Source organism: Brevibacillus soli, assembly GCF_044759095.2.
Classification (GTDB): Bacteria; Bacillota; Bacilli; order Brevibacillales; family Brevibacillaceae; genus JBIYSM02.
In genome coordinates this window covers 1-20,752 of sequence record NZ_JBIYSM020000055.1, presented here as the reverse complement: position 1 = coordinate 20,752, position 20,752 = coordinate 1, and the positions used below count along the sequence as shown (strand labels likewise).

General features: G+C 55.2%; 17 protein-coding genes, 1 rRNA gene and 2 riboswitches. Of the genes, 6 read left to right on the top strand and 12 right to left on the bottom strand.

Annotated features, from left to right (window positions below):
* From ACE99V_RS18185 to ACE99V_RS18160, 6 genes are all read right to left on the bottom strand, one after another.
* Nucleotides 1-75: ribosomal RNA gene (locus ACE99V_RS18185) — 16S ribosomal RNA — on the bottom strand; the annotation flags it as partial.
* Nucleotides 76-243: 168 nt separating this feature from the next.
* A complete protein-coding gene (locus tag ACE99V_RS18180) occupies nucleotides 244-1,491 on the bottom strand; it encodes a pectate lyase (RefSeq protein WP_400492658.1) in 1,248 nt (415 codons plus the stop codon).
* Between the two features lie 78 nt (nucleotides 1,492-1,569).
* Entirely contained in the window at nucleotides 1,570-2,583 is a 1,014-nt protein-coding gene (locus ACE99V_RS18175) for an ABC transporter permease (RefSeq protein WP_400492657.1), read from the bottom strand.
* Nucleotides 2,561-4,096 carry a sugar ABC transporter ATP-binding protein gene (locus ACE99V_RS18170; RefSeq protein WP_400492656.1) on the bottom strand — a complete coding sequence of 512 codons (1,536 nt, stop codon included), beginning with the start codon at nucleotides 4,094-4,096 and terminating at the stop codon, nucleotides 2,561-2,563. The genes ACE99V_RS18175 and ACE99V_RS18170 overlap by 23 nt, the downstream gene beginning before the upstream one ends.
* Nucleotides 4,097-4,122: 26 nt before the next feature.
* Nucleotides 4,123-5,277, bottom strand: a complete 1,155-nt coding sequence (locus ACE99V_RS18165; RefSeq protein WP_400492655.1) for a substrate-binding domain-containing protein — start codon at nucleotides 5,275-5,277, stop codon at nucleotides 4,123-4,125.
* Between the two features lie 103 nt (nucleotides 5,278-5,380).
* Nucleotides 5,381-5,502, bottom strand: a riboswitch (SAM riboswitch).
* Between the two features lie 74 nt (nucleotides 5,503-5,576).
* Nucleotides 5,577-6,161, bottom strand: a complete 585-nt coding sequence (locus tag ACE99V_RS18160) for a TlpA family protein disulfide reductase (RefSeq protein ID WP_400492654.1) — start codon at nucleotides 6,159-6,161, stop codon at nucleotides 5,577-5,579.
* A gap of 218 nt (nucleotides 6,162-6,379) precedes the next feature.
* Here ACE99V_RS18160 and ACE99V_RS18155 point away from each other — a divergent pair, with 218 nt between their 5' ends.
* The 4 genes from ACE99V_RS18155 to ACE99V_RS18140 all read left to right on the top strand — a co-directional run bounded on the left by ACE99V_RS18155 (nucleotide 6,380) and on the right by ACE99V_RS18140 (nucleotide 11,629).
* Nucleotides 6,380-7,441, top strand: a complete 1,062-nt coding sequence (locus ACE99V_RS18155; RefSeq protein WP_400492653.1) for a hypothetical protein — start codon at nucleotides 6,380-6,382, stop codon at nucleotides 7,439-7,441.
* 35 nt (nucleotides 7,442-7,476) lie between these two features.
* Nucleotides 7,477-8,988 carry a copper amine oxidase N-terminal domain-containing protein gene (locus ACE99V_RS18150; protein ID WP_400492652.1) on the top strand — a complete coding sequence of 504 codons (1,512 nt, stop codon included), beginning with the start codon at nucleotides 7,477-7,479 and terminating at the stop codon, nucleotides 8,986-8,988.
* Nucleotides 8,989-9,067: 79 nt separating this feature from the next.
* On the top strand, nucleotides 9,068-9,994 hold the full coding sequence (locus tag ACE99V_RS18145; RefSeq protein ID WP_400492651.1) for an FTR1 family iron permease: 927 nt from the start codon (nucleotides 9,068-9,070) through the stop codon (nucleotides 9,992-9,994).
* A 69-nt stretch (nucleotides 9,995-10,063) separates the two neighbouring features.
* Nucleotides 10,064-11,629, top strand: a complete 1,566-nt coding sequence (locus tag ACE99V_RS18140) for a hypothetical protein (protein WP_400492650.1) — start codon at nucleotides 10,064-10,066, stop codon at nucleotides 11,627-11,629.
* Between the two features lies 1 nt (nucleotide 11,630).
* Here the strand turns inward: ACE99V_RS18140 and ACE99V_RS18135 are convergent, their stop codons facing one another.
* Nucleotides 11,631-12,050, bottom strand: a complete 420-nt coding sequence (locus tag ACE99V_RS18135; protein WP_400492648.1) for a hypothetical protein — start codon at nucleotides 12,048-12,050, stop codon at nucleotides 11,631-11,633.
* 97 nt (nucleotides 12,051-12,147) lie between these two features.
* Between ACE99V_RS18135 and fosB the strand changes: the two genes are divergently transcribed.
* Nucleotides 12,148-12,570: a metallothiol transferase FosB gene (gene fosB, locus ACE99V_RS18130; RefSeq protein ID WP_400492647.1), complete on the top strand. Its 423-nt coding sequence runs from the start codon at nucleotides 12,148-12,150 to the stop codon at nucleotides 12,568-12,570.
* A 1-nt stretch (nucleotide 12,571) separates the two neighbouring features.
* On the opposite strand, the gene ACE99V_RS18125 is transcribed toward fosB, so the two are convergent.
* The 5 genes from ACE99V_RS18125 to ACE99V_RS18105 all read right to left on the bottom strand — a co-directional run bounded on the left by ACE99V_RS18125 (nucleotide 12,572) and on the right by ACE99V_RS18105 (nucleotide 18,950).
* The gene (locus tag ACE99V_RS18125; protein WP_400492646.1) at nucleotides 12,572-14,359 is read right to left on the bottom strand and encodes a sigma 54-interacting transcriptional regulator; all 1,788 of its coding nucleotides are present in this window, start codon (nucleotides 14,357-14,359) and stop codon (nucleotides 12,572-12,574) included.
* A gap of 72 nt (nucleotides 14,360-14,431) precedes the next feature.
* Nucleotides 14,432-15,589: an ArgE/DapE family deacylase gene (locus ACE99V_RS18120; RefSeq protein WP_400492645.1), complete on the bottom strand. Its 1,158-nt coding sequence runs from the start codon at nucleotides 15,587-15,589 to the stop codon at nucleotides 14,432-14,434.
* Complete coding sequence (dpaL, locus tag ACE99V_RS18115; protein ID WP_400492644.1) at nucleotides 15,586-16,839, bottom strand: diaminopropionate ammonia-lyase; 1,254 nt, start codon at nucleotides 16,837-16,839, stop codon at nucleotides 15,586-15,588. Before dpaL ends, ACE99V_RS18120 begins: the two co-directional genes overlap by 4 nt.
* Nucleotides 16,840-17,029: 190 nt before the next feature.
* Nucleotides 17,030-18,334: a nucleobase:cation symporter-2 family protein gene (locus ACE99V_RS18110; protein WP_400492643.1), complete on the bottom strand. Its 1,305-nt coding sequence runs from the start codon at nucleotides 18,332-18,334 to the stop codon at nucleotides 17,030-17,032.
* Nucleotides 18,335-18,359: 25 nt separating this feature from the next.
* Complete coding sequence (locus ACE99V_RS18105; RefSeq protein ID WP_400492642.1) at nucleotides 18,360-18,950, bottom strand: xanthine phosphoribosyltransferase; 591 nt, start codon at nucleotides 18,948-18,950, stop codon at nucleotides 18,360-18,362.
* A gap of 197 nt (nucleotides 18,951-19,147) precedes the next feature.
* A riboswitch (purine riboswitch) is annotated at nucleotides 19,148-19,249 on the bottom strand.
* Nucleotides 19,250-19,437: 188 nt separating this feature from the next.
* On the opposite strand from ACE99V_RS18105, the gene ACE99V_RS18100 reads away from it, so the two are divergent.
* Nucleotides 19,438-20,643 (top strand): trans-sulfuration enzyme family protein, encoded by a 1,206-nt coding sequence (locus ACE99V_RS18100; RefSeq protein ID WP_400492641.1) that lies wholly within the window; start codon nucleotides 19,438-19,440, stop codon nucleotides 20,641-20,643.
* Nucleotides 20,644-20,752 lie beyond the last annotated feature (109 nt).

Below are 20,752 nucleotides of genomic sequence, written 5' to 3'. Positions count from 1 at the left end.
AGGGACTCGCTCGACTTGCATGTATTAGGCACGCCGCCAGCGTTCGTCCTGAGCCAGGATCAAACTCTCCAATAAAGGTAGAAAGAAATTGATCAAGGTTCAAACATGTTTGCTTGGCTATTTAAAACGCTTCGCTGTTCAGTTTTCAAAGAGCATTAACTTTTTCACTCTCACTATCACCGACTCAGCGGCGACAATTCAATACTATATCAGGTTGCTTCCGAGAATTCAAGAGGAAATTTTTTATATGTTTCCGCTGCTCTCGAAGCGACAAAAAGGATCATAGCACGTATTGAACAACCTCTGCAACCTGAAATATTTTCCATATGAAAGCTGCTGCTCCAACTCTTTCGCCAAGTATAACAGGTACAGGCCGGCCAGATTTACGTAGGTACTGGTGTGCATGGCTTCATCGGCTAGCCCGCCGTTTGGCTGCTGCATCGAATACAGATACGCTTCCGCCTGACGAATTTTCGTACTGCCCACTCGATAGACTTGCTCGGCCAGTAAAAAGCAAAGGGTGGACAGGGTGTACGTTCCCTCCCACTGGCGAAATCGTCCGTCATCATTCATTTTCTCTGCCATAACCGCACGGGAAAGAGTAAACAGCGACGGTTCCCGCAGCAAATACGCCGACCACCCGTTGGCAAACCACCGTGCATAAGCCGGTCGCATCTCCGTTTTTCCGGAGGCGTCCAGCATAACGGCGTACAATCTCTCCTTCTTGTCATAGAACCGGATGAACTGCTTTTTCAAACGTTCGGCGCGAAGTTTCGCCTCTTTATCCCCGAACATCTCAGCGGCAGCAAGCAAACCGATATACGTCTCCGCATTATCGGCGGCGTACTTGACCCGATACGGCTGGAAGTCTGAAAGCGTCCAAGCCGTTTGTTCCCCTTTCAATTGATACGAACTCCAAAACAGACCGTCCACCGGATCAAGGTTATAGGTAAGCAGGAACTGATAGGCGCGCTTCGACGACTCACGCAGTTGTTCTCGCAGTGCGTGGTCTCCTGTTCGTTTGCTTATTTCATTCGCCACGTGGATAAAAAGAGCCATCGTCGTATCCACCCCGCGAATCGCAGCGAACTCACGATAGCTTTCAGGCAGCGCCGGCAGATACATGTCTCCCTTTTTCTGATAGGATAAATACCAGTCACCCTCGGGTGTTTGCACCTTCATCAACCAGCGGCAGCCGCGTTCTGCAGCCGCCAGGTAGTTCGTTCGCTTCGTGCGATCGTATGCGGCGATCAATCCCATCAAGGCATACAGCATGTTGGAATCGGTGTTGATGAACCCGGATTCATCCATCGCGCCATCGACGTTTTGCTGTTGCAAAATAAAGCGGGCAGCCCGCTCCAGCCGATTCACCAGTTCAGCCCGTCGGTATTCCAATCGCTGCTTTTGTTCATCCGCCAGTACAAGCGTTTCTCCTTGTCCCCATAAGATAACGGCCGCCAGCATTCCGGATAACCACTTTCGGCTGCGCATGCGATCACCTCCGTTCCGATAGCATCCCCCAAACAAAAGAAAACAGCCCCCGCAATGTTCACCGGGAGCTGCAACAGGTTAACTGGTTTTTCGCCACTTGGGCAGGTAGGTCAGCGTCAGAGCGCCTGCCAGCACCAAGCCTTTTACGATGTCTTGCGCGTAGTACGGCACGTTCAGCATCGTCAGCCCGTTCATCAGCACCCCCATCAGGATGGCACCGCAAAAGGTACCAAACGCATTGGGTTTGCCCTGACCGAAGATGGAAAAGCCGATAAACGCGGCAGCGACCGCATCCATCAACAACGGGGCACCGGCCATCACCTGCCCTGTTCCGATACGCGCCGCCAGTACGATGCCGCCGATGGAAGCAAACAGTGCGGACAACAGATAGGCCAAGGTGCGATAACGGTTAACGGGAATGCCGGAGAGACGGGCCGCTTCCAGGTTGCCGCCGGTCACATACAGGAATCGACCGTACCGGGTGTAAGTGAGAAACACATGGACGATCAGAATCGCCAATACCATTAAAATGACGGGAACCGGTACACCCCACAGTTTACCCTGGCCGATAAACAAGAACGAAGGAATAATGATGCCTGGCGCCGACGATCCGTCTGTCAACGGCATGTTGTTGTAGATGGAAAAGCCCTTTGTATAGCTGAGATGGATTCCCTGAAACACATACAGGGTAACCAGTGTCGCCAAAATGTCGGGAATCCGGACCTTGACGACCAGAAACGCGTTGACCAAACCGATCAACAAACCGACCAGAAGCGGAACGACAATGGCGACAAGCAGTTCCTGCCGGTACCAGACCATCAACGAGGCGGAAAGGACCGTGGAGACGCTTACTGCGGATCCGACTGACAGGTCAAATCCCCCCACGATCAGTGAAAACGTGACGCCGATCGCCACCAGTGTGACGATGGAGATCGAGCGCAAAATATCCGCCAAGTTGGCATAGCTTAAAAAGTTTTCATTGACAATGCTGAAAAACAGGATGACGCCCAGGATGGCCAACAGCGATCCGTACCGCTGCAAGACCGACCCTCTAGACGGTTTCGCTTTCTCATGCTGGAGAACAGCTTCCATTGCGATTCCCCCCACTTATATAGTACATCACGGTCTCAGCCGTTACCGATCCGTTCGTCCATTCAAAACGGTCCCACTCTTTCACGATTCGTCCGTCCTCCATGGCGACGACCCGGTCGGCTACGTTTAATGCCTCATCGATTTCGCTGGTAAAGTAAAGAATGCCTTTTTGTTCCTTGGCCAACTGCTGAATGAGGCGGAAGATGTCCTGTTTCGCTCCGACGTCGACTCCCTTGGTCGGTTCGTCGAACAAAAACACACTGGCATCGGTAAGCAGCCATTTGCCAATCGCCACTTTTTGCTGGTTGCCGCCGGAGAGGCGCCCCACCTGCAGCTGAAGACCGGCCGTTTTGATCCCGAGTCGGTCTACCATGGACTGTGCCGCCTTCTCTTCCTCGGGCGCTTTCACGAAACCGCACGTCGTGTAGCTGTGCAAATTGGCCAGAGTGAGATTGTCCTTAACCGATTCTTCCACGAAAATTCCTTGCTGACGTCTCTCTTCCGGAACCAGAACGATGCCCGCCTGAACGGAATCCAGCGGACTGCGGCAGAGAACTTCCCGGCCCCTGACAAAAATGGCGCCGCCGTCTTTGCGATCCGCCGCAAACAGGGCGCGGGAGACTTCCGTTTTACCCGCACCCACCAATCCCACAACCGCGACGATCTCCCCCGCTCGCAGCCGGATGTCAAACCGTTTTACCTTTTGCCCGACGTGAACCTGCTTGGCCTCAAAAATCACATCGCCAATCGGCACCTTCTCCTTGGGAAACTCCTCTGCAAAGCTTCTGCCCAGCATGGCGGCAATCACCTGGTCAGCATCTGTTGACGCCCGCTCCCGCTCCCAAACCTTACGACCGTCTCGCAGCACGGTAATCCGGTCGGCAATGCGAAATACCTCTGGCAGTCGGTGGGAAATGTAGACAATACCCAGCCCTTTTACCTTTAACGCTTCCATCAGCGTGAACAGGGCCTCCGTTTCCGACAGGCTGAGCGGAGCGGTCGGCTCGTCGAAGATGACGAACCGAACGTCCTGGACGATCGCCCGAGCCAGAAGAACGAGCTGTTTTTCTGCCAGCGTCAGCTCCTCTGCTGTGGCCTTAAGAGGCAGGGAAAACCCGCACCGGCGCACGATTTCTTCCGCCTGTACGACCGTCCGGCGCGGGGAAAACCACACTCGCTTTTGAGCTGCGCTGTGGTCCAACATGATATTTTCCGCCACGCTCAGGTAAGGGATCAGACCGGTGTCCACCTCCTGCTGAACCAGATGAATGCCGGCCTGCTTCGCTCCCCGCGGACTGTTGATGCTCACTTCCCGGCCATTGATGAATACGGATCCACTGCTTGCCTGCTCGGCGCCGGAGAGAATCTTCATCAACGTGCTTTTTCCCGCGCCGTTTGCGCCAAGAATGGCGTGAACCTCCCCGCCCCGCACAGTAAAGTCGACTCCGCGAAGGGCCTCAACTCCGCCGTAGCTTTTGCCAATTTGCTTCATTTCCAGTACGGAGGCCGTCATGCTTCTTCCTCCTCCCAACGGTTCATCTATTGTTTTGCTTTGCTTTCCAGAGCCGGCATCCACGAAGAGACGGCGGCGTCACTTCTGCCCCAGCCATCCACGTATTCACCCAGCTGCGTCATGTTTATCGGTGTATCAGGCAGCTTTTCTTTGGCTACCAGGTGCGGATCAAGCGAGAAGTACTTCGGTGTCGGCTCACCCGCGATCTTTTGATAGAGAAAACGGGTCTGCACCCGTCCGATGTCGGCTGGATCGGTTGCGGCGGACGCTTTCCACGGACTTTCTTTTTCTTGAATCATCTGCAGGTCTTCGTCGGAAAGATCGATTCCAAATACCTTGATCTCCGTGCGGCCGGCTGCCTTGATGGCGCGAACCGCTCCTTTGGCAAACTCGTCCCACGGAGCCCAAACTGCCGCAATGTCACCTTTGTTCGGATATTTTTTCAAGATCGCATCCATCTGCGCTTGCGTGTCCAGTGCGGTATTCGGCGTAGCGGAGCCGAAGCGGGCAATCTCCTTGATGTTGGGGTAACGCTTCAGGAAGATCTCGTATACGCGGTTGCGTTTCTCCATCGGTGCGAAACCGCCCACCCAGATGTAGACGATGTTCCCTTTGCCGTCGATGGATTGCGCCAGGTTTTTCAATCCCTGCCAGGCGAGGCTGTAGTCGTCCTGGTCAATCACCGTTACACCCTCTATCTGATCCAGATCGTTGTCAAAGGAAACAACGGGGATTCCTGCCTTTACGGCACGTTCCACGCCGTCTTGCAGCGCTTCGGCCCGGCCGTGATTAATGAGGATGCCGTCCACTTTTTGGTTGATCGCGGTATCGAGATGGGCCGCCATTTTGGCGAGGTCGCCGTCAGCGTTGTAGACGATCACTTCCCCGCCAAACTTGCCTACCTGATCCTTTACGCCCTGCAGATACTGAGCGGAAAACGTTCCGATGGAAAATTCGCTGACCAGCGCGATTTTTAATTTTTTGTCCACGGCACTTGGTATCGCCACAGAGGCCTTGGCCGATGCCGGCGCTGTGTTGGCCGGTTGCTGCGGAGCCGTTGCCGCCGGCTGGGAAGCAGGCTGTTGTGTCGGTTGCGCAGTAGGTGCAGGCGGCTGTTCGTTGGTGCAGCCTGTCAGCAAAACGGTACTGATGACGATCAGACTTACTCCTTTTTTGAACATGGTTGATTCCCCCAAAAAGATTCTTCTGGCGGAAGAACGACCGGAGAAAAAATAAATACCCCTTTCCCAGAGGAAAGAGGCTTCTTTATTCAAAGGGACACCTCTCTCATCTCTCAGGAATCGTTTCCTGCAGGAGTTAGCACCGTGCCTTATCAGTGAAAACACTGAAAACGGTCGGTTGCCGGGCTTCATCGGGCCAGTCCCTCAGCCTGCTCTCGATAAGAGTATCTATTTAATTCCGAGTTCTTCGCTCGAATTTATTTAGCAGTATCTTACATGCTCACTCAGGTGTTCGTCAATTATTTTTTTGAGAGTTCCAAATTAACCAGCTTTTCCTTCCATTCGTCCAGCGTCAGCGTACCCACCCAGCGGTCTTTAATCTTCCCGTCCGTTCCCACAAGAAAGGCTGTCGGGTACACTTCAATGCCGTAGTCCTCCACGACTTTCCCATCCCGGTCATACAGCACGCTTTGTTTCAGGGACTTGCCCAAAAGAAGCTGCTCCGCTTCCTTTGGATCGTCATTGGTTGTGTCGTTCACAAGGTAAAAGCGGAGATTTTTTCCGTTCTGGCGATACAGCTCATCCAACAGTACCAGTTCTTTTTGGCAGTGTGAGCTCCAGGAGGACCAAAACACGACCAGGGTTGGCTGGTGATGCGGACCGTTGAGGCCAACTGTCTGGTTGTTCTCGGCAGGCAGCTCAAATTTCGGCGCCAGATAACCGATATGAGGAAGGTCATTCCGCGGTTTGCGATTTTTAAATTTTTGCAGCCGTTCCACCGACACCTGCTGCTTTTCATCGACTTGTTTGTACACCCAGTATCCCGCTGACGTTACCGCAGCCACAAACGACGCTGCCAAAAGGGCTAGAATCCATTTCCACACGTGCATCGACCCCTGATCAAGAATTTTTTGTCAGTGTACCACACAAACATGAAAAAAGAATAAAAAAAGGATACATTCGGAACTTTCCGGTTATAGGTGTGAGATGAGAATGAGAGTGAGAATGAAAATCCTTATTGACGGAATTCCTTTCCGCCTTTATCATTAATAGTGGCCGGTATTTGATAATGATTATCATTTATGCGAGAAGGAGGATCCTGATGTTCGTACGCCTTATGCTGGCGCTTGTGCTTGTGCTTCTGCTGCCCTCCTCGGCTTTCGCATACTCCTACGGCGATCCCAATAAGGAGGAATTGGCGGAGACGTACAAAGAGATAGCCGCAAAGCTGCAAAAAAACCCGGCGGATTGGAACGGCGCCTATCAGGCGTTTGTCAGCCGCAAAAAGGAGATCGCTCTGGAGTTTGGCGACAAGACGGCACAGCAGCTGGAAGCAAACTTTGCGAATAAGCAAAAGGAGCTTGCTTTACATAACTACAAGGCAGTGCTGGTGATGAACATAGACCGCCGTCTCGACAATGCGGAAAAGCAGTTTGGTGACTACGCCAAGGCCAAGCTGCTTCTGGCAAAAGGAAGAGGAACACTCGACGTGCTGGCGCCCTACCTCAGCGATCACGCATCAAAAACCGCCTACACCGCATTTGACCATGCACTGAAGGCTTTGGGGAACCCCGGACTGTTCGGAGTGGGTACCGTTCCCTCCGACAAAAACGAGTTTGTAAAACAGACCGCATTGATCCGTTCTGCCTTGAAACCGTTATTTCAGCTGAAGTCGGCAAATCCGGGACCGGCTGCAGAGCCCACACCAAGCAAGAGCACCGCGCCGCAGGGACAATCGGCCAAACCGTCAGCATCAACCGCTGCTCCGGCGACTGCGACAAGCTCCAAGCCAGCTGCACAGGCGCCTCAGTCGACTCCTCGGCAGACAGGGACAGCCAAACCAGCTTCGGCAGCTTCCAACAGCTCGGCAACCCCAGCTTCCGGAGATAAACAGCCGGATACATCCACTGCAGCCGGACAGACTGCCGCCAGTCCGACGCCTGCGGCTGTGGCACAAAGCGAAACACCGCCGGCTTCTATGAAGTCAAGCCCCGCTCAGTCGGACACAAGCTCGCAGCAGTCTTCTGCCGCATCTGCTCAACCGGCAGCAGAACAAACTGTCGCGACAAAGGTGAACCCGTTGGTCACCCTCTCCGTCATCGGCGGACTGGCCATCGCCGTCGGCGCAGCCTTTTGGATTGCCAAACGAAAAGGACTTATCTAACCATTCATCTATAAACCAAGGAGTGAAATTCAACCATGAAAAAATTTGTTGTCGCCTCGATTGCCGCTGCCATGCTGCTTAGTCCGATTGCCGCTTATGCGGATACTGCTTCGAGCCAACCTGCTATAGCCGCAGCATTCAAACTGACGGCTGATACGTCCGTGCAAAAGGCAGACATACAAGCGTTTGCTGATATCAAGAAGCTGTTTGAAGCCCAAACCGTGGACATCGCAAAAGTAAAAGCGGCTTACATAACCAGCTTCCAGGCGAAGGTACAAGCGTTGATACCTGATACGGACGCGTTGATCATCGCTGTATTGGACGGCGCCGCCGCAGGCAAATACTCTGCACTGCAAGCAAAGCAAGCGGTTGACAAAGGCCTCCAGGGCTACTTTTACGCAGAGATCACCAACCTGACCAAGGTCGTGGCCAAAGACGCGCTCACGCAAGGCAAAAAGGACGCCGCCCGCGCTGCACTTGAGCAGGCCATTGAACTGTACGCAGGCTCTCTGCAGGCTACCGTAGGCAAACGCGATGCCTCTTTCAGCACAAGCATGCAGGAGCAGCTTGATGCCATCATCATTCCAAAGCTGTTGGAATCGGTGGAAAAAGGGGACGTGCTCCAGTACAACATCACTCGTCAAATGTTTGACAAAACCTTGATTAAAACGTTCCACCTGGCGAACATCACCTACGCGAAAAAAGTTCCCGAGCTCGCGAAAACAAAGCCGGAAGACGCCAAAGTAGGTTTGACGGAGGGCTACTTCTTCTACCTGCCGATCTACAATTCCATGTCCGGCGGCCACAAGGCTTCCGCTGACGCGATCAAGGCCGCTTTTGAGTCCGGCGACGTGTCCAAACTGAGCGAAGCCGCAATCAAGGAAGCGTTCCTCAAAACGCTGACCGCCAAGCTCTCCGGCTACGTCGATAAAGTGCTGACCGCTGATTGGTCCGTAAAGGCCAATCACGAGAAAGCAATGGAACAAGCGATGGAAGGCAACATGTTCCTGTCGGTCATGGAAGTGCTGCTGACTGAAAAACTGGGCAAAGACGCCTATGCCGCCCTCACCATGGACGCACAGAAGTATTTCGAAGCCGTACAGGCAGCTGACAAGGCCGCTGCCACCGCCCGCATCATGCCCGTATTGAAAGCGCTGAGCGCGCTGAACGGCATTTCTTTCAAGGCGGGCGACTCCACTCTGCTGGTAAACGGCAAGACCGTGAAAATCGACGTTCCTTCCTTTATCAAAAACGGACGCACACTGGTTCCGGCACGTGCCCTCGCGGAAGCGCTTGGCGGAAAGATTGACGCAGTGAAAGTCGGTACGCAAATGAAGATCGTGATTGAAAAAGACGGTGCAACCATCGACTTTCTGATCGGTTCCAGGGAAATCAACAAGGACGGCAAAAAGCTGGAGTACACCTTTGATCAACCGGCTCTGATCAAAAACGGACGCACCTTCATCCCGCTCCGTGCCGTATCCCAGGTGCTTGGTCAAAAAGTGTTCTTCGACGCGGCAAACAAGACTGTCATCGTTCTGAACTAAACCAGCTTTACAAATTTGCATGATGGAATGACCTCTCTTTACTTAGAGAGGTCTTAGCACATGTTTGGAGGAGATACAGGTGGATTTGCAGGCGTTTCTGATCACCCTGCGGGAAGCGTTTGAAGCCCTGTTGATTATCGGCATCATTGTTACCTATCTGAACCGGGTAGGGGCGCAAAAATGGAACAAATGGGTGTGGTTCGGCTCTGCTCTGGCTTTGGTCGCCAGCTTTCTGGTTGCCCTCCTGTTCCAAGTGGTATTGACCGATTTTCGCATGATGGCGAGTGAAAACTATATGCGAATCGGAATGCTGTTTGTCTCTTCCCTGCTGTTGACGCACATGGCCGTCTGGATGTCGGGACAGCAAAAGGATATCCGCGGCGACATGCAGGAGAAGCTGGACAAAATCTTGACGGCAGGCAGCGTCGCCAATCTGATCGTGCACTCCTTTCTCGTCACCTTGCGGGAAGGAGTGGAAACCGTCTTCTTCTTTGCGGCGATCAGCGGCGGCGATATTCAAAAGGCGCTGACCAGCTGGGGGGCCTTGGCCGGACTGGTGTTGGCCGGTGTCCTCGCCTACTTTTTCTTCAACAGCAGCAAAAAAATGTCGCTCCGCACCTTCTTTACCGTCACCAAGGTGATGATTGTAATCATTGCCGCCGGCTTGTTCGCACAGGGCATCGGGGTGATGCAGGACTTGGGGCTGGTGGGCAGCATCTACCGTACGCCAGCCGGTGAGGTGGGCGAACTTTACAACTTGGCCTCCATCCTGCCGGAGCATCCTGTCGACGAGGAGCACTACATTCGCGATTACGGCGAGAAGCCGGTGTTCTCCGGAGACGTTGGCATTTTCCTGAAGGCCTTGCTGGGCTATACGCATAATCCGTCCGTGGAAGAATTCGTTTTTTACTGGCTGTACTATGTAGTGGTCTTCTTCCTGATCCGCTGGCGGACGGTGTCACAGCGCAAGCATCTTGCCTGCGCAGCCAACCCTCCTGCAGCCTGACTCCGTACGCAACTCGTTAAGCCGTGGCGATCCACGGCTTTTTTGGCAAGTTTGAAGGAGGCATGTTCGTTGCCGGACATCATGACCCGTTACCGGAACACGCTGTTTTTGTCGGCGCTCGTACTGTTTGCTTTCGCAATCCGCTTCCGGTTCGCCGGACAATACGCGGAAAGCTGGGACGCCGTCGACTTCGCACTCGCGCTTCAGCGCTTTGACATTTTTCACATGCAGCCTCATTTTCCCGGGTATCCACTCTATATTCTGACGGCCCACCTGTTTGCAAACGGAACCACAGACCCGGTGCAGGCGCTCACCTGCCTGTCCGTGTGCTTTGGCAGTCTGTCTGTCATTCCCTTTTACTCGCTGGCGAAGCGGCTGCTCCCCGATCAGCAGGCGGTCTGGATTGCCGTGCTGCTGTTTGTGACCAGCCCCCTGCTGGGACTTGCCCATGTTCAGCCCATGTCTGAAGCGCTGGGACTGTTCGCCGTTCTGCTGTACGTTTCGTTGCTGGCGTGCTCCCTGAACAGTAAAAAGCCGCTGGTCGAGTTATCTATGGGAGCGATATTGTTTGCGATCGTCCTGGGAATCCGGATCTCCTACTTTCCCGTTGGCCTGCTGCTGCTGTACCCGTTGGCGCGTCTGTATCGGCAGCGGAGCGGGCTGGGGCCGTTTCTGCTCCAGACTGTCGGCGCAGGCTGTCTGTTTCTGCTGGCACTTGCCGCATGGCTGCTGCCAACCGCCGCCACCGAGGGCGGGCTCGTCCCCTATTGGCAGCTGGGAAAAGCATTTACAGCCGGCCATTTCACCGAATGGGGCGGGACTTCGTTTTCCTCGGAGGCTGCATGGTGGGAGCGGCTTCAAACGCTCGTCTGGGACCGCCTGCTGGTAAACGGCCTCATTGGGGCAAGCAGTTTATCCGACGGTATACCGCTGCCTGTCTGGCTTTCCGCCAGCCTTCTTGCAGCCTTCCTCGTTCTGGGATGGGCGGGCGCAACAGACGCCTTCCGTCGAGGAGAAGCGTCTGTCCGCTGGTTTCTGCTGTTGGCTGTCGTCCCCTATGCGCTCTGGGTCTTCTTTGGTCAAAACAGCGAAAAAGCCCGTCATCTGCTGCCCCTGCTCCCGTGGCTGTACCTCCTGCTTGGCCGGGGCTGGGCGTATGTCAGAAGCAAATGGAGGGGGCCCGCTGGCGCTCTGGTCCTGCATTCTCTCACGGTATTGCTGCTCGTCTCTCTCCTTGTGCGCCAGTGGACAGTCCTGCAGCAGCATCTTTTTCCACCGCCGGCGCTGCAGCTTGTGACCTACGTGCAGCAGCACTTCCCCGCGGAAGGTACGATCATCTATACGTGGGAAGAGCAGCGGCTGTTTGACTACTACGCACCGGAGTACGATACGGAACGCTTGCGCAGTTTCGACTATTTCGCCCAGTCCTTGCAGCTGCGGGCCCCCTCGGTTTCCCGCGTGCTTGTGACGAACGCCGTGCTGGACGGCTTTGGTCCGGGTGTGCACTTGCCTGCGAATGAACTGGCACGTTTTAACGCCGATCCGTTCCTCTATCCCTCGTATCACACGGTCGTCCTGTATGAACTGTCGCCGCAGACGATTGAACGGATTGCCAGCGGGATGCTGCGCCCGTAACTCAGTTGAAGGGAAAGTCGAGCGGATGGCGGCCGAAGACGATCCAACGGCTGCGCTTTTTTCGCAGCTGGTAGATGCGGGAAAAACGGTCGTCCTGGTCAAATGCGAACCAGACAGCCACAGTGGCGCAGCGCGTCGATTTGGACAGCACCCTGACTCTTTGAATTGGCGGCGCCCCGATTCCGTCTCCGAGCGGGATTGCCAGTTTCCCGCCGATCCGTCGGAGCTGCAGGTTTTTGATCAAGCGCCTGGCCAGGCAGGGCGACATGCTCTTGGACAAAAAACGGCGAATTTTCCCCATGGAGTTAAACCTTACGGGCAGGAGGACGCCTCTGTCTCCAACCCGTTTTCTGGCGGAAAAGACGATGGTCCAAAACGCTTCTTCCACTCGGTTGACGGCTTTGGTCAAATCCTTTTTCATGGTTCTGCACCCCCCCTGCTTCAGGGTATGCCGTCGTCCCGAAATTGGGGTGGGCGATACAATAGTGTCAGAAAAAAGGATGAGAGGAGCATGAGAGTTGAAACTGAAAGGGATCAATCACCTGCTGTTTTCCGTTTCCGATCTGGAGCAATCCATCCGCTTCTATCGGGATGTGCTGGGCGCCCGTCTGCTGGTGCGCGGCCGAAAGTTGGCCTATTTTGACTTAAACGGGTTGTGGCTGGCGCTGAATGAGGAAGCAGACATCCCCCGCAACGAAATCCAACAGTCTTATACACACATCGCCTTTTCCGTGGACGAATCTGACTTTGAAGAAATGATGCAGCATCTGGTCAAACACGAGGTGAACATTCTGCCGGGACGGGATCGGGACGAACGTGACAAGCGCTCCGTCTACTTTACCGATCCGGACGGCCATAAGTTTGAATTGCATACCGGTACGCTTAAGGATCGGCTGCAGTACTATCGGGATGAGAAGACACACATGGTCTTTTACGAATAATTCATTCTGTCAGCTGGTGCTCCTTCAACTTGCGAAACAGCGTGGCACGGCTGATTCCCAACAGCTTGGCCGCCTCGTCCTTTCGTTTCTTTTCGCGGGTCACCAGCTGCAGCGCTTGGACGATGGCCTGACGCTCGAGTGTTTTCAGGTTCAATTCCGACGTGTCCGTCGAACGGGGCCCTTTGTCTCCTGCGGGCCATTTTCTCACGCTCTCCCTCAGCTTCCGGGGGAGGTTGTCCGCCTGGATGAGCGAAGAGGATTCCATGTTGACGGCGTACTCGACAGCGTTGGCCAGTTCCCGCACGTTGCCCGGCCAGTCGAAGTGAAACAGGAGATTCTGCGCCTCCGGTGTAAATCCCCGAACTTGCTTTTGCAAAGCGGAAGCAGATTGCTGCAAGCAAAAATTGGCCAGCGCCAGAATGTCCTCACGCCGCTCCCGCAGCGATGGCAGGTGAATCGGAATGACGTGCAAACGGTAATACAAATCTTCCCGAAACAAGCCTGCTTGCACCCGTTTCTCCAAGTCACGGTGAGTGGCGGCAATCACCCGAACGTCGATGGAAATCGGTATTCCCGCGCTGCCGATTCGCACCACCTGTTTTTCCTGCAGCACACGCAACAGCTTCGCCTGAAGCTGCATCGGCATATCGCCGATTTCATCGAGAAAAATGGTTCCCTTGTTCGCCGCTTCAAACAGCCCCCTTTTCCCTCCCCTGCGTGCACCGGTAAACGCTCCCTCCTCATAGCCGAACAGTTCACTCTCCAGCAGATGCTCGGGGATGGCGGCGCAGTTTAGCGATACAAACGGCTCGCTGCGGCGATGGCTCGCCCGGTGAATGGCTTGCGCAAACAGCTCCTTGCCACTTCCGCTCTCCCCCCGAAGCAGCACGGTGGAGTCGCTCTGCGCAACCCGCATCGCCACTTCCTTGGCTTGCGTGATGGCCGGACTGTTACCCAGGATGCGGTCAAATTCGTTCGCCCGCTCCAGCCCCCCTACCTGTTTGGCGATCGCGACGACCTCATTAACGTCGTCCAGGGTGATGACCCATTCAACGGTTCTTCCGTCCAGGTCAATCGGCTTGATGGCAAAGATGAACTCCTTGCGTTGACCGGCGACGGCAAGCACCACCTTTTTGGGAGTCACTCCCGAAGCATCCGCCTCTCTGATGGTACGGATGACTTCCTTCGCTTGTCTGTCAGCCGCCTCACCTGAGTCAGGCAGACGGAGGTACTGACGGGCGCGGTTGTTCAGCTGGATCAGCCTGTCCTGCTGGTCGACAGTAATCACCGCCTTGTCCAAATCGTCCATCACAACGAGCAGCTTTTTCAACGTAAGCTGCTGCTCCTGATACATTTCGTGCTCTTTTACCTTGGTGGCAATCAGTTCGGCAATCTTTTGCAGAAAGTTCAGAATCGAATGGACATCTAAGAACAACCGGTCGCGCTGTGCCTGATCAAATGCCAGCAAGCCGATTACGCCGATTCCTTTGCCATCCACCTTGATGGGGCAGCAGATTTCTCCCGTCTCCTTGCAATGGCCGTAATGTTCGCACGGCCTGCACAGTTCATCCTCTCCCGGCCTGGTGATCACTACCGGTTCGCCCGTGCAGAGAGAGGATTGGTAGACGAAATCCTCCCCTGCCATCGTGCGCAGGATACCCGGCTGTGTTCTCCCTGTACCGGCGATCCGTACCAGGTGTTGGTCAGCGATTTCCACTTCCACTTTCAAGACGGAAGCGACTGCTTCCGCGATTTGTTGCACGGTTTCTTGGATATCCAGAAGCGGCATGGCGAATCCCCTCTTCCAAGTGTCTCTCTCCATTATACGCGTTACGCAGGAGACAGGGGGCAAAAGGCGGGATCAACGGCAGAAATCGATGATCGTCTCCGCCAGGACGTGAGCCATGTCGACGAGGCTTTCAAACTCCACACATTCTGAAGAGGCGTGCAGTCCTTCGCCCACGGGACCGAACAGAACGGTAGGGATGCCCGCACCCTGGAGCAGCGCCGAGTCTGCCCATCCGGAAAACCCGGCGACCTTCGGCGGACGCTGAAGCCGGTTGGAAATGGCTTGGTGCAGGCACCGGTACACCGGTTCTTCCGTCGAAACCTCAAACGGCTCCCGCAGGAAAAAGAGCTCATACCGGGCCCGGAACTGTTCGTCCTCGCCGCTCAGCCTGCTCATGATCGCTTCCATTTCCGCCATTACCTCCGCTTCCGTTTCACCAGGGATGGTTCGCCTTTCCAGTTCCAGCTTGCAGTAGTCCGGATAGGTGGACAATTCCGTTCCCCCGCCAATCAGGGAAGCGTGTACGGAAGGCGGCCCTACGATCGGATGCTCTTTTGCACCAAGCTGTTCACAGAGACGCTCGATTTCCCGCAGCACCCGCCCCGCCCGGACAATCGCATCCACCCCTTCCTGCGGACGGCTGCCGTGAGCTGATTTTCCAAATACCTCGCACTTGATCCAGGCAAACCCTTTGTGCACCACACCGATGTCCAGGTTGGTCGGCTCGCAGACGATGGCAGCATCAGCGGTGTACTCCTTCACCAACTCCTCGGTACCGATACTTTTAAACTCTTCATCCGCGACAAAGGTGAGGATGACGTCCCCCGTCAAGGAAATCTCCGAGCGTTTGACCGCTTCCACCGCCGCGATCATCGCCGCGAGGCTTCCTTTCATGTCCAGACTGCCCCGTCCGTACACCCGTCCCGACTCGTATCTCGGTTCAAACGGTTCAATCTCCATCCGCTTTGCACTGACCGTATCCATATGGCCGTTTAGCATCAATGTCTTGCCGCCGCCTGTTCCGTTGAGAATGCCGATGACGTTTGCCGCCGTATCGTTGATCGGCTGAAAACGGACCAAAAGCCCGCTCGCCTGCAGGCGCTCGGCTATATAGCGAGCGATTTGACGCTCTCCCGGTCCGTCTTCATCCAGATACGGATTCACCGAGTTGATGCGAATCAGGTTTTGCAGGACATGCATCAGTTCGTCACGGTTGATGTCGTACGTCATTTCCCTTCTCCTCCTGTTCGAGCAGGTGCCGGATGCTTGCCTTCCCAGACGATCTCCCGGTACTGTGCAGAGTCAGTGTCCCCTTCGGTACTGAAGCAAAGGACAACCGAATCCGCTCCGAGTTGAAGCTGTTCCTTCAGCTCCTGCAATTCGCCGCGCTGCATGATCTCTGCCAGCAAGCCAATGCCGACAGCGCCGCTCTCCCCGCTGACGACCCGCTTGTCGTTTCCCGGTGGACTGGCCAGTATTCTCATGCCATTGGCGGCTACGTAATCCGGGCAGCTGACGTAGGCATCGGCATAATCGCGCAGGATCTCCCAGCCGATCGGATTGGGCTCGCCGCACGCCAGTCCCGCCATAATCGTATGCAGATCGCCCTCTACGGCATGCGGTTTTCCGTCCCCGATCGCGACGGAACGGTACACGCAGTCGGCAGCATGAGGCTCTACGATGACGGTTCGCGGGCAGTCAGATCCATACCGATCGACCAAACACCCCAGCACTGCACCCGCCATCGATCCTACACCCGCTTGCAGCAGCACATGCGTAGGCCTGTCGGTCGCCTCTGACCGCAGCTGATCGATCGCTTCCGCAACCATCGTGGTGTACCCCTGCATGATCCATGTCGGGATTTCCGTGTATCCCTCCCAGGCGGTGTCCTGCACCACCTGCCAGCCGTTTTCCTCGGCGGCTTGCCGGGACAGACGGACCGCGTCGTCATAATTGACGTCCGTCACTATCGCCTCTGACCCTGTCTCGCGGATGGCCTCCACACGCTGGCAAGCTGTCCCCTTTGGCAGATAGACGACCGCTTTTTGCCCAAACTGCCGTGCAGCCCAAGCCACCGCTCTGCCGTGATTGCCGTCTGTCGCCGTGACAAACGTGACAGAGCCGATCTGCCGCTTTACCTCATCCGAGCGCAGGTAGTCAAACGTGATTTCCTCCGGCTGTTTCCCCAGCTGCTGGCACAAATACCTGCCCATTGCATAGGCGGCACCCAGCACCTTGAACGCGTTCAGGCCGAACCGATGTGATTCGTCCTTTACGTAAATGCTTCCGACGCCCAGCACTTCGGCCAACCGCTCCAACTTGACGAGCGGAGTCGGCTGATACTCCTGAAATGATTGGTGAAACATGATTGCCTGTTTGCAAGCCTCCGCCGTTATAAAGAATGGCAGGGCTTTCCCACCGAACGGGACACTCCGAACATCCTTCACTATATAGCGGATCTCTTTGCCATTCGACACCATTCACATCCTCCTGTCTTTCTGCTGTTCTCCATGAGGATAAGTAGCAATTGCTGTGCCAAACGGAAAGAAACCCACACTCAAAAATAAAAGTCTCATGATAAGACGATAATGAGTATCATATTGATACTTCGTCTTATTATGAGACTTTGCTATCGAGGCGACCTCCCCAGTGGGAAATCGGCTTTCTGTATTACGCCTCCGGTACGGCGTTGGCGGTTACCGGAACGGAGACCTTTTGCTTGCTGTGCGACAGGAGGATGTTCAGTGCGACGGCTGTGATGGCACCGGTGACGATGCCGTTTTGCAGAAGCATTTTGGCCATCGTCGGCAGTTGGTCAAACATCTGCGGCACGGCAGCGGAACCCAACCCTACCGCAATGCTGCATGCGGCGATCAAGAGGTTTTCGTTCTGGCGCAGATCTACTCGGGACAGGATGTTGATGCCGGATGCGACAACCATGCCGAACATGGCGATCATCGCCCCGCCCAATACCGGGTTGGGAATGACCGTGGTCAGCGCCGCCAGCTTCGGCAGCAGCCCAAGTACAACCAGGATTCCCCCGGCTGCGATCATCACGTCACGAGACTTGATTTGTGTCAACGAGACGAGCCCGACATTTTGCGAGAACGCGGTATAAGGAAAGGCGTTGAAAATGCCTCCCAGCACGATGGCAACACCCTCGCCGCGCAGTCCTTTGACGACGTCGGATTTGGTCACTTCCTGGTCCGTCGCCTTGCCTAGCGCGAAGTATACGCCAGTCGACTCCACCATGCTGATGATGTTGACGAGGATCATGGTCAGAATCGCGACAAGGTTAAATTCCGGCGTACCGAAGTAAAACGGCTGGACGATGTTCAGCCAGGACGCTTCGTTCACGCCGGCGAAGCTCACCATCCCCAGGCCGTACGCAGCGGCCGTTCCGACGATCAACCCGACCAATACAGAAATGGCGCGAACAAATCCGGTAAACAGACGGTTGATCAACAGGATGATGGCAAGCGTACCGAAAGCCAGAAGCAGGTTGCGGGGTTGTCCGAAATCAGGGCTGCCCATGCCGCCGGCTGCATTGTTCATGGCAACGGGAATCAGCGACAACCCAATGACGGTGACGACCGAGCCCTGGACAACCGTCGGGAAAAAGCGGAGGAGTTTGCCGAACAGCGGCGCCGCCAGAACGACGAACAGACCGGAGACCATAATCGCTCCGTAGGCGGTTGCCAGGTTGCTGGACATGCTGATGGCGATGATCGGCCCGACAGCGGTAAAGGTACAGCCCAGAACAACCGGCAATTTGATGCCCGTATAGCGCGTGCCGATTACCTGCAGCAGAGTAGCGATCCCGCAGGTGAACAGGTCAGCGGCGATCAGATAGGCAATTTGGGCCGGCGTCAACTTTAGCGCACCGCCGATAATCAACGGGACAATGACGGCGCCGGCGTACATGGCAAGCACGTGCTGCATGCCCAGCGTGAACAGTTTTTGCTTGGATAGCATGGTGTTCTTCCTTTCGTATATGGGATTAGGAGTGAACAGAAGCCTGATGGACAAAGTTTACTTCACCGATAGACATGGAGGCGATGCGCGCCAGAGACTCTACGCGCACACCGGCTTGTTCCAGCAGTCCTCGCCCTTCCTGAAAGCTCTTTTCCACAACCGCACCGACTCCGATCAAATGTGCCCCCGCATCGGCCACGATTTTCGTTAAACCCAAGAGAGCGGCTCCTGTAGCCAGAAAATCGTCGACGATCAGCACGCGATCCTCGGCAGACAGATACTGTTTGGAGACGCTGATCTGGTACGTCTCCTGACGGGTAAAGGAATGGACCGGAACCGAGTAGACATCTTCCGTCAGAGTCACGGCCTTCTTCTTTTTCGCGTAAATGAACGGGATACCCAGCGCGTACGCCGTCGCCAAAGCGAAGTGAATGCCGCTTGCCTCAATGGTCAGCACTTTGGTCACCCGTTCTTCGCGGAACAACTCTGCAAACGCCTGGCCAATCTGCATCGTCAGCACAGGGTCCACCTGGTGGTTCAAAAAGGAATCCACCTTGAGAACATGGCTGGACAGCACCTTTCCGTCCCGAACAATCCTCTCCTGCAGCTCTTTCACACTTGTCTCCTCCTATGATGAATGTGAAAAAAAACAACAGCCCAGACAGACCCTCCACCTGGTTTGTTGCCTACTCCAAGTGAAACGGGTCCGTCTGGGCTTTTCTCCCTGAGGTGTAGCGCGAATAAGCGCCAGCGCCGCTCGGACCAGTCTTCCTTGCCTGCACATGGATCGAAGCGATCGGCAAAGAACGGAACCCTAGGCGCTCTTTCACTCGTAGTCAGATGATTTACGGTCATCTGGTAGAAACTTATGGGCCTTATCCCCAAAATTATACGAGTCTCAACGTATGTTCTTGTGATACTGACAAATCTACCACAACGTCCGTCACGCTAGCAAGCAGAATTTCCGAACGTTTTCTATGATTTTTGAATACGTATTCGCATCGAAGGAAAAATTGGTTTCCCCTCTCATTTTTTAATTTTATAATAGTCATAATAGTCACAAGTTCAAAGAAAATGAGATGGAAGGTGGCAAGAGACGGCGTATGAATAAACGTGATCATCATCAAGAACTGGCTCTCGGCGGACTCCAAAATGAAACCCTGGTGATCCACGCCGATGATGAGGTGACCAACGATGGGTCGATCGCTCCGGCGATTTATTACTCCGCCACGTTTCGTGCCCAGGATGCCGCCGAATTCGCGGACATGGCGGAAACTCCCCGCCATCCCCGCTATTACACGCGTTACGGCAATCCCGTGCACGAGCGCGTCAAGAAGGTGATGGCTGAGCTTGAAGGAACAGAGACCGCACTGGTAACCGGCTCCGGAATGGGAGCGATTGCAACGACTCTTCTCGCGCTGGTCAGCGCAGGCGACCATGTGATTGCACAGACGCGGCATTATATGAGTACCGCCAAGATCATGGACGAGATGCTGCCGCGATTCGGTGTCGAAGTGACCGTGGTCGAGCAAGCCGACGTCGAAGCCTTTGCCGCAGCGATTCGGCCCAATACAAAGCTCATCATGGTGGAGACGCCAGCCAATCCGACTTTGGTGGTGACCGATCTGGCGGCCGTGGCGGCGTTGGCCCGTCCCCGCGGCATTATCACCGTGGCCGACAACACGTTTGCGTCGCCGATCAATCAGCGTCCTCATGATCTGGGCGTCGATGTGGTCGTTCACAGTGCAACCAAATATTTGGGCGGCCACCACGATTTGACTGCAGGTGTGATCTGCACCAGCGAAGAGTTGGCTGAGCGTATTTGGCACACGCATATCTCCATCGGCTCTGTCCTCTCGCCCATGGACGCGTGGTTGCTGTTGCGTGGTTTGCGCACGCTTCCGATGCGGGTCGAACGCATCAACGCCAACGCCCTCGCCTTGGCCGAGTTTCTGGAGGCGCAGCCGCAGATTGAGCGGGTGTATTATCCCGGTCTTGCCAGCCATCCGCAACACGAGTTGGCGAAGCGCCAAATGCGCGGTTTCGGCGCGGTGATCGCCTTTGCCGTCAAAGGAGGGTATGACGCGACTGAGCGTTTCGTTTCTGCACTGAAACTGTCGCAGAACGCTGTCAGCCTGGGCGGGGTCGATTCACTGGTGGTACACACTGCGGCGATGTGGCGGGGAGTGATGAACGAGGAGCAGATGCGGACAGCCGGGATTCCGCCCAATTTTGTGCGCTACTCGGTCGGCATCGAGCATATCGAAGACCTGAAAGCGGATGTATTGCAGGCTCTGCAGGCGGTTTGAGCGCATAACATGCAAGAAAACCCACCCGGCATTAGCTATTCTCACCCCACTCGGCGGTAGCTATCGCTGAGCCGAGTGGGGTCCCTTTTTTCGCCGGGCGGGGCCCCGA

Bases quoted from the DNA above. Each gene is read 5' to 3' on its own strand.
- ACE99V_RS18180 (WP_400492658.1), bottom strand. From the start codon at position 1,491: ATGCGCAGCCGAAAGTGGTTATCCGGAATGCTGGCGGCCGTTATCTTA.
- ACE99V_RS18175 (WP_400492657.1), bottom strand. From the start codon at position 2,583: ATGGAAGCTGTTCTCCAGCATGAGAAAGCGAAACCGTCTAGAGGGTCG.
- ACE99V_RS18170 (WP_400492656.1), bottom strand. From the start codon at position 4,096: ATGACGGCCTCCGTACTGGAAATGAAGCAAATTGGCAAAAGCTACGGC.
- ACE99V_RS18165 (WP_400492655.1), bottom strand. From the start codon at position 5,277: ATGTTCAAAAAAGGAGTAAGTCTGATCGTCATCAGTACCGTTTTGCTG.
- ACE99V_RS18155 (WP_400492653.1), top strand. From the start codon at position 6,380: ATGTTCGTACGCCTTATGCTGGCGCTTGTGCTTGTGCTTCTGCTGCCC.
- ACE99V_RS18150 (WP_400492652.1), top strand. From the start codon at position 7,477: ATGAAAAAATTTGTTGTCGCCTCGATTGCCGCTGCCATGCTGCTTAGT.
- ACE99V_RS18135 (WP_400492648.1), bottom strand. From the start codon at position 12,050: ATGAAAAAGGATTTGACCAAAGCCGTCAACCGAGTGGAAGAAGCGTTT.
- ACE99V_RS18125 (WP_400492646.1), bottom strand. From the start codon at position 14,359: ATGCCGCTTCTGGATATCCAAGAAACCGTGCAACAAATCGCGGAAGCA.
- ACE99V_RS18120 (WP_400492645.1), bottom strand. From the start codon at position 15,589: ATGACGTACGACATCAACCGTGACGAACTGATGCATGTCCTGCAAAAC.
- dpaL (WP_400492644.1), bottom strand. From the start codon at position 16,839: ATGGTGTCGAATGGCAAAGAGATCCGCTATATAGTGAAGGATGTTCGG.
- ACE99V_RS18110 (WP_400492643.1), bottom strand. From the start codon at position 18,334: ATGCTATCCAAGCAAAAACTGTTCACGCTGGGCATGCAGCACGTGCTT.
- ACE99V_RS18100 (WP_400492641.1), top strand. From the start codon at position 19,438: ATGAATAAACGTGATCATCATCAAGAACTGGCTCTCGGCGGACTCCAA.